This window comes from Microvirga sp. jy35 (assembly GCF_056148915.1).
Genome location: NZ_JBWBEW010000084.1, coordinates 1 through 8164, shown reverse-complemented (window position 1 = coordinate 8164; position 8164 = coordinate 1). Strand labels below are relative to the sequence as shown.

The 8164-nt window shown below is 66.1% G+C and carries 8 protein-coding genes and 1 pseudogene; 6 read left to right on the top strand and 3 right to left on the bottom strand.

Going from position 1 to position 8164, the window contains the following annotated elements; translation table 11 throughout:
- The 3 genes from AC0QTX_RS26950 to AC0QTX_RS26940 form a co-directional block, all read left to right on the top strand.
- Positions 1–272, top strand: a 272-nt coding sequence (locus AC0QTX_RS26950) for a hypothetical protein (protein WP_474606870.1), incomplete at its 5' end; no start/stop codon positions are given.
- A gap of 217 nt (positions 273–489) precedes the next feature.
- On the top strand, positions 490–2523 hold the full coding sequence (locus tag AC0QTX_RS26945) for a peptidoglycan DD-metalloendopeptidase family protein (protein ID WP_474606869.1): 2034 nt from the start codon (positions 490–492) through the stop codon (positions 2521–2523).
- A 6-nt stretch (positions 2524–2529) separates the two neighbouring features.
- Positions 2530–3447, top strand: coding sequence for an AEC family transporter (locus AC0QTX_RS26940; protein WP_474606868.1), 918 nt, complete (start codon positions 2530–2532; stop codon positions 3445–3447).
- On the opposite strand, the gene gluQRS is transcribed toward AC0QTX_RS26940, so the two are convergent.
- Positions 3426–4322 carry a tRNA glutamyl-Q(34) synthetase GluQRS gene (gene gluQRS, locus AC0QTX_RS26935; protein WP_474606867.1) on the bottom strand — a complete coding sequence of 299 codons (897 nt, stop codon included), beginning with the start codon at positions 4320–4322 and terminating at the stop codon, positions 3426–3428. The two genes, AC0QTX_RS26940 and gluQRS, sit on opposite strands and share 22 nt — an antisense overlap.
- Before the next feature lie 33 nt (positions 4323–4355).
- On the opposite strand from gluQRS, the gene AC0QTX_RS26930 reads away from it, so the two are divergent.
- On the top strand, positions 4356–5000 hold the full coding sequence (locus AC0QTX_RS26930) for a DNA-3-methyladenine glycosylase family protein (protein ID WP_474606866.1): 645 nt from the start codon (positions 4356–4358) through the stop codon (positions 4998–5000).
- A gap of 56 nt (positions 5001–5056) precedes the next feature.
- A pseudogene (locus tag AC0QTX_RS26925) lies at positions 5057–5740 on the top strand (alpha/beta hydrolase).
- On the opposite strand, the gene AC0QTX_RS26920 reads toward AC0QTX_RS26925, so the two are convergent.
- Together AC0QTX_RS26920 and AC0QTX_RS26915 are read right to left on the bottom strand one after the other, a co-directional pair.
- The gene (locus tag AC0QTX_RS26920; protein WP_474606865.1) at positions 5737–6507 is read right to left on the bottom strand and encodes an HpcH/HpaI aldolase family protein; all 771 of its coding nucleotides are present in this window, start codon (positions 6505–6507) and stop codon (positions 5737–5739) included. The pseudogene AC0QTX_RS26925 and the gene AC0QTX_RS26920 sit on opposite strands and share 4 nt — an antisense overlap.
- Before the next feature lie 57 nt (positions 6508–6564).
- Positions 6565–6888, bottom strand: coding sequence for a DUF1476 domain-containing protein (locus AC0QTX_RS26915; protein ID WP_474606864.1), 324 nt, complete (start codon positions 6886–6888; stop codon positions 6565–6567).
- Between the two features lie 241 nt (positions 6889–7129).
- On the opposite strand from AC0QTX_RS26915, the gene purC reads away from it, so the two are divergent.
- Complete coding sequence (purC, locus tag AC0QTX_RS26910) at positions 7130–7936, top strand: phosphoribosylaminoimidazolesuccinocarboxamide synthase (RefSeq protein ID WP_474606863.1); 807 nt, start codon at positions 7130–7132, stop codon at positions 7934–7936.
- The last annotated feature ends 228 nt before the right edge of the window (positions 7937–8164 follow it).

Below are 8164 nucleotides of genomic sequence, written 5' to 3'. Positions count from 1 at the left end.
ATCCGATCCTTGCGGATCGGCGCAAGGACACCGCCGCCTACGCTTCTCTTCCCCTCTCAACAATGTCAAAGAGCATGCATCTCTCGATGCGGTCGATAAAAGAGACTTCCGCAGAACAGACCTTGTTCCCGACCGAAGTCGGGCTCAACAGCCCGGTCTCTGAGGAAGTTCTTGGCGCCGTTCGCGTCAGCGGCGGCGTCGATGGGCCGTATATAGGCCGAACCCTTTCGGCCTGTCAACGGGCGTATGAAAGTTTTTTGACAGCCTGCTAAACCGCCGTTCCGGAAGGCTGTCGCACAAGTTTTTCGGCCGCTGCCTCACTGCCGACACAGAAAATCGGGAAGCAGAGCCGCGGCAGGTCTCTCTTCCGATGGAGCTGGAGACCTGCGCAAGCTTATCTATTGACCTGTGCGGTTGGCGTCTCTTGTGCTAGATGGCCTTCTGGTGTCTGTGACAGCAACCCACCCGCATCGACACTCGACAGGGACCATGAGCCATCTTCCCCCCGATGACAGCCATGCCAAACGCGCCCGCAGGAACGCGCCGCATCTGTCATCCGGCATCGATCTCGGGCATGAGCCGCCCCTGACCAGCAGCGGCAGCACGGCTCCCGAGGTCGACAAGTGGGAGGTCAACCTGCGCTGGCTCGGCGCCAGTGTCCTGACCGGGGTCACGGGAGCCGCCCTGATCGGGGCGTCCATCTACATCACCTTCGAAGGCGCGACGGTTTCCGCCCTGCCCCCCGAACGGGCAGCTCTCGGCGGCCGCACGCCCTCGGCCAAGAACGAGGAGCGGGCGACGAACGTGGCCCGCAAGGCCGATCGGCTGAACATGACGGAGAACACGGTCTCCGCCCGCCAAAGCTTCAAAGCCCCGATGACGATCCGCAACGGTGAGCGCGAGGCCATCAAGGTTCGCCAGTTCGTGCGCGTCGCCACGAACCTGTCGCTCACCTCCGGCACCTACGCGGCTGACATCCCGCCTTTCAATCCGCTGCGCCTGTTCGCGGAGGAGACGGAGGGACGGGTCGAGCCGGCTCCCGAGGTCGCCGATGCGGATGTCTCGGTTCTCAGGCGGGACCTGGCGCTGGTCGCCATCGAGGCAAGCGCCCCGTCGCTGACCGACAACGACGTGCTCGCGATCCTGGAGGAGGAGCGCCGGGTCTTCAACGAGGCGGGCCGCCGAACCTCGGTGCCGATCCCCGCCCAGCAGATGCTGTCGAGGACCCTGCGGCCGCCGGAGGCCCTCGGTGAGGCTCTCGGCTATGCCCGCGTGATCGACGCGCCCTTCAGCACGATCGAGGTTCGGGTGGTGCCTGAGAATGTGACCGATCTTCCCAAGATCGAGCAGAAGGCCATGCCCCCTCTCATCGAGGAACGCGACGTGGTTCTCCGCAAGGGGGAAACCCTCCAGACGGCCCTGCGCAGCTATGGGGGAACCCCGGAGCAGATCGCCGCCGTCACCTCCGCCCTCTCGGCCCGGATCAGGGTGGAGAGCATGACCGAGGGCCAGCGGCTGCGCATCCTCATCGCCCCGGGCCCTCGCCTGGGGGACCCCCGGCAGATCGTGCGCGTGATCGCATTCGGAGAACGGGGCATCGAGGGCATCGCGGCCACCAACGATCGCGGAATCTTCGTATCCGTCACACCCCCAGAGGATCCCGCGAACCGCCAGATGGCGGACGTGTCCGAGGAGGAAGGCGAGGAGGATGCCCGCGGGGGCGTGCGGCTTTACGAGAGCCTCTATGAGACGGCGCTCAAGAACGATCTTCCCCGGCAGACCGTGGACGAGCTCGTGCGCATCTTCGGCTATGACGTCGATTTCCAGCGCCGGGTCTCACAGGGCGACTCCTTCGAGGTCTTCTTCGGTTCGGATGACGAGAACGGGGTGCCGGAAGTACTCTACGCCTCTCTGACGGTTGGCGGGGAGCAGCGCCGCGTCTACCGTTATCAAGGAGACGACGGCACCGTCGATTTCTTCGACGAGGCGGGCCGCTCCCTCAAGAAGTTCCTCATCCGCAAACCCATCGCCGACGGCATCCTGCGTTCGGGCTTCGGCTCGCGCTACCACCCGATCCTGGGCTATTCGCGCCCCCATACCGGCGTCGACTGGGCCCACAAGGTCGGCACTCCCATCATCGCCGCCGGCAACGGCACCGTGATCAAGTCGGAGTGGGATTCCGGCTATGGCCGACGGGTCGAGCTCCAGCACACCAACGGCTACGTGACCGCCTACTCGCACATGTCGAGCTTCGCCAAGGGCATCTCTCCCGGCAAGAGGGTGCAGCAGGGCCAGGTCATCGGCTATGTCGGCAATTCCGGCCTCTCGACGGGCCCGCACCTCCACTATGAGGTGATCATCAACGGCAGCTTTGTCGATCCTCTGAAGATCCGCCTGCCCCGCGGGCGCGAGCTCGAAGGACGCGGTCTGGTGGAGTTCAAGCGTCAGCGCGAACAGGTCGACGAGCTGATGTCTCACAGCGTGGCTTCCGTCAGCGTCTCCCAGCGCGCCGAACTCCGATAACTCCTGATGCTTGAACTGTTCGCGATCGTCCTGCCGGTCTTCGGCCTGATCGGCATCGGCTATGTGGCGCGCCAGACGGGTTTCGTCTCCGAGCGGGTGGGCGAAGGGCTGTCCGAGTTCGTCTTCACCCTCTCCCTTCCCTGCCTGATCTTTCGCACCCTCGTCCGGGCCGAGATCCCGGCCGTCCAGCCTTGGGGTTATTGGATCTCGTATTTCGCCGGTGTGGCCGTGGTCTGGCTTCTGGCCTCCATCATCGGCCGGCATTTCTTCGGCATCAAAGGGGTGTCCGGGGTTGTGGCAGGGTTTTCGGCAGGCCAGGCTAACACCGTCTTCGTCGGCATCCCGATGATCCTCAAGGCCTACGGCGATGAGGGCGCCGTTCCGCTCTTCCTTCTGATCGCCGTCCATCTCCCCGTGACCATGACCCTGGCGACGATCCTGGCCGAGGGACGGCAGACCTCTCCCCTCGTCATCCTGCGCCGCCTCCTGACCCACCCGATCGTCGTCGCCATCCTGGCCGGATCCGCCTTCCGCCCGATCGTCGCTTATGTGCCCGCGCCGGCCTGGCAGGTAATGGACCTGCTGGCGAGCGCGGCCGTGCCTTGCGCCCTGATCTCCATGGGGATAGCGCTCCGCCGCTACGGCCTGCAGATGGGCTGGAAGCTGCCGACCCTGATCTCGTTCCTGAAGCTCGTGGTGCATCCCCTGGTGGTGCTGCTGCTCGCCACCCACGTCTTCCAGATGCCACCGGTCTGGGCCGGGGTGGCGGTGCTTTTCGCTTCCTGCCCGTCGGGCATCAACGCCTATCTGTTCGCAGAGCGCTATGGGGAGGGGGTGGCCTTGGCCTCGAGCGCCGTGACGCTCTCGACCTTCCTGGCCCTGGGGAGCACCCTCGTCTGGCTCTACGTGCTGGGGGTCGGCTGAAGGTCGAAGCCGAGGCGTTCCCGAACGCTCTGCGGCGTGGCGCCCGCAGCCCGCAGCTCCGCCAGGGACTGGGACTGCCGGCTTTTGGCCAGCTTGTCGCCTTCGTGATCGAGCACGAGCCCGTGGTGATGATAGAGGGGCGTCGGCAGCCCGAGCACATCCTGCAGCAGGACATGGAGATCGGTGGCGGCCTCGAGATCCTGACCGCGGACCACATGGGTGACGCCCTGGAGCGCATCGTCCACCACGACGGAGAGATGGTAGCTCGTCGGCGTATCCTTGCGCACGATGACCGCATCCCCCCAGCGCCGGGGATCCGAAGACACCCGCTCCTCGCGGCCGTCACGGTCGAACCTGCGATAGGCATGCGGCCCCGGCAGGAGTTTCTGCAGGGCCGCCCCGTCGAGACGCCAGGCATGGGGCTCGCCGGCTGCGATGCGCCGTTCAGTGTCGCCATCGGACAGGCGCCGGCAGGTGCCGGGATAGAGCGGGGCGCCGTCGGGATCGCGGGGCCAGGGCTGAGCGGCCTCCGCCTCCCGGCAGGCAACCGCCTCCGCAATGTCCTTGCGGGAGCAGAAGCACGGATAGACCCATCCCCTCCCCTTCAGGCTGTGGAAGGCGGCGCGGTAATCGTCGAAATGCGCTGACTGCCGCCGAACCGGCTCTTCCCAGGCAAGCCCGAGCCAGGCGAGGTCCTCATAGACGGCCTGCTCAAGTTCGGGACGGCAGCGCGTGGTATCGATATCCTCGATGCGAAGGAGCAGACGTCCCTGGAAGCGGCGGGCGAAATCGGCGTTGAGCAGGGCCGAATAGGCATGGCCCAAATGAAGCCGTCCATTAGGACTGGGTGCGAATCGGAATACGGGCTTCGTCACGGGAGCCTGCGGATAAGTAGGGAGCGCGAAGGAATGGCCACCCTCCTCGAAACGGACGCGGTTCTCAAGAGGGGCCTGGCAGTGCTCGCGAAGGCCGATCCGGTCATGGCGCGCCTGGCCTCTGAGGGGATCACGCCGCAGCTGCGCAAGCGCCCGCCCGGCTTCGAGGGGCTCGCCTGGATCGTGGTGGGTCAGCAGGTCTCCACCGCGAGCGCCTCGGCGATCTGGGGCCGCCTGCGGACGATCCTCGAACCTGCGACCCCGGAGGTCTTTCGGCGGCTCTCCGATGAGGACCTTCGGACGGCAGGGCTCTCGTCCGGAAAGGTCCGGACCCTTCGCGCCGTGGCGGCGGACATCGTGGAAGGACGGTTGCCGCTGGACGAACTCCACAATCTTCCGGCCGACGAGGCCCACAGCCTCCTGACGCGGGTGAAGGGGATCGGCCCCTGGACCGCCGACGTTTATCTGCTCTTCTGCCTCGGGCATCCGGATGCTTTTCCGAGCGGGGACCTCGCCGTGCAGGAGGCAGCCCGCCTGGCCTATGGCCTGGAGCAGAGGCCGGATGCCAAGGCGCTTGACGCCCTGGCCGAGCGCTGGAGGCCGTGGCGCGGCGTCGCCGCGAAGGTGCTCTGGGCCTATTACCGGGCGATCAAGGCCCGGGAGGGCGCGCCGGCTTGACGGACGGGCCGTTCCGCTCTGCAATCGCTCGCCTTCAATGTTCAGGGATACGCTTCATGGCCAGCATCGATGGTCCGCGCCTGACGCCGCAATCCGGCGAGGCTAAGCAGCTCGTCGTCTTCCTCCACGGGCTCGGAGCGGACGGGAACGACCTGATCGAGCTGGGACAGCAGTGGCGCGCCTGGCTGCCGGACGCAGCCTTCGTGGCCCCGCATGCGCCCGATCCCTGCAGCAACGTGCCCATGGGCCGGCAATGGTTTCCCCTCACCCTGACCGACCCGCGGGAGTTCTGGCGCGGCGTGACATATGCGGCCCCGGCTCTCGACGCCTTTGTGGACCAGGAACTGGCCCGTCATGCCCTGCCGCCGTCGAAGCTCGCCCTGGTGGGGTTCAGCCAGGGCGCCATGATGGCGCTCCATCTGGGCCTGCGGCGCCGGACGCCTCCGGCTGCCGTCGTGGGCTATTCGGGCCTGCTCGTGCTGGAGGATGGCGAGGGGCCTGAAGGTCTCATGCCCCTGGCCCGGACGGCGCCGCCGATCCTGCTGGTCCACGGCGACTAGGACGACGTGGTGCCGGTCGAGATGTTCTTCTTCTCCAAGGAGGCCCTGGGCGCAGCCGAGATCCCGTGCCAGTGGCATCTCTCTACCGGGCTCGCCCACGGGATCGACGGGGAGGGCCTGCGGCAGGGAGGTCTTTTCCTCGCCCAGTCCTTCGGCCTTCCCTATCCTGGCAAGGTTTAGGCGCGGGCTGCTGCCAGAGCCGCATGAGCCCCGGCGCGCAGCATGGACATGTCGCTGCCGATGGCGACCATGTGGAAGCCCTTGGCGGACAGCTCCGCCGCCCGCGCACCCGAGACCGCGTAGATGGCCGCGATCTTTCCGGCCGCCTTCACACGGGCAAGGGCATGGTCCAGGGCCTTGTCCACCTCGGCGCTGGTCGGATCGACCCCTTTCCCGCCGGAGAGGGCGATCGACAGGTCGGAGGGGCCGATGAAGACCCCGTCGATCCCCGGCACCGCGAGGATGTCGTCGATGATGGCGAGCGCCTCCCGGGTCTCCACCATGGCGAAGGAAACGGCAAGGTCATTGGCCGTCCGGAGATACTCGCCCGGCTCGAGTCCCGTGAGGGCCAGCGCCCCATAGGCGCCCCAGCTCCGCTCGCCCACAGGCGGGAACTTGGTGAAGGCGGCGAGGCGGCGGGCATCCTCGACGGTGTTGATCATGGGAGCGATGATGCCCGACACGCCCGCATCGAGATAGCGCGACGCGACGGCGAAGTCCCCGACGGGGATGCGCACCAGGGCCGGCTTTCCCGCAGCCGCGATCAGGGGGATGGCCTGGAGGGAGGCGGCGAAATCGATGGAGCCGTGCTGCGTATCCAGGGTGACGGCGTCGAAATCCTCCCGGGCCAGGATCCCGGCCACGGACGGATCCGGCAGGCCGCACCAGGCGGTGAACAAGGGCGTGCCGCCTTTCAGGCGCTCGGAGAACGATGGTTGGGTCGGCATGGCGCCCTTTCGGCAGGTTTCGGCTTCAGAAGCAGGTATGGCGGGTGGAGCGGGCCGTTACCGGCCTGCCTTGACCTCCTCGATCGCACGCGCGGTCAGCTCATTGAGCTTGGCGTGGAGTTCGGCATCGCCCGTCGTGTTGCCGGCGCCGTCGAGATCCTGGCGGACCTTGCGCAGGACGTCCGCGTCGCCCGCCTCCTCGAAATCGGCCAGGACCACGCTCTTGGCATAGGCTTCGGCCTCATCCCCGGACTTGCCCAGATGCTCGGCAACCCAGAGCCCGAACAGCTTGTTGCGGCGGGCAGTCGCCTTGAAGCGCAGGTCCTCATCGTGGGCGAACTGCTTCTCGAAGGCGTTTCTCCGGTCGTCGAAAGAGGTCATTCCGTTATTCTCCCTATGCTTGGGCCTTCATGCGATATAAGGGCGCACTCGCGCGGATGCCAGACTCTCCCCATGTTTAGATCGGTGCTTTGATCTTGCTACCCGCCTGCAGCTCTCCCCCGCGTTGTGCTTGCCCAAGGGATCGGATAGGTTGCCCCTTCAAGCGGAGCGCCGGCAGAAAAGCCGCGCTTAACGCCAGCCGCGGATCTAAAAAAATGACTATCCCCAGGAGCCACGGCACATGGATTTTCTCAAACCTCGGTACATGCCTATGAATCGTCGCCGCCGCATCTATGAGGGCAAGGCGAAGGTCCTCTATGAGGGCCCGGAACCCGGTACGCTCATCCAGCACTTCAAGGATGACGCGACCGCCTTCAATGCCGAGGCGAATGCCAAGAAGCATGAAGTGATCGACGGCAAGGGCGTGCTCAACAACCGGATCTCGGAATACCTGTTCCAGCATCTGAACGACATCGGCATCCCGACCCACTTCATCCGACGCCTCAACATGCGCGAGCAGCTGATTCGCGAGGTGGAGATCATTCCGCTGCAGGTTGTCGTGCGCAACGTCGCGGCCGGTTCGCTCGCCACGCGCCTCGGCATCGAGGAGGGCACGCAGCTTCCCCGCTCGATCATCGAATTCTATTACAAGAACGACGCCCTGGGCGATCCGATGGTGTCGGAGGAGCATATCACGGCCTTCGGCTGGGCCTCCCCGCAGGAGATCGACGACATCATGGCGCTGGCCATCCGGGTCAACGACTTCCTGTCCGGCCTCTTCCTCGGCGTCGGCATCCGCCTGGTCGATTTCAAGCTGGAGACCGGCCGTCTCTGGGAAGGCGAGATGATGCGCATCGTCGTGGCCGACGAGATCTCCCCGGATTCCTGCCGCCTCTGGGACATCAAGTCCAAGGACAAGCTCGACAAGGACCGGTTCCGCCGGGACATGGGCGGGCTGGTGGAGGCCTATACGGAGGTCGCCCGCCGGCTCGGCATCCTGTCCGAGAACGAGAACCCGGTCACCGGCGGACCGCGCCTGGTGCAGTAAGGCCGTGCAGGGAGGTTTGGTCACCTCACGTGATGCGAAAGCCCGGCCATCGTGCCGGGCTTTTCTTTTCGCGCCTTTGGGTTTGCCTGACGGGCATGCGCCTTCATGCCCTCCCCTTTGCGGGCAGGCGGCTGTGGGCTTTGTCCTAGCCTGTCTCGTGGGTCGAGGGAAGCGCGGGAGTAAGGCTTGCCTCGCCGCTCCAGCGGAGCGCGCAGAGGTTGAGTTCGG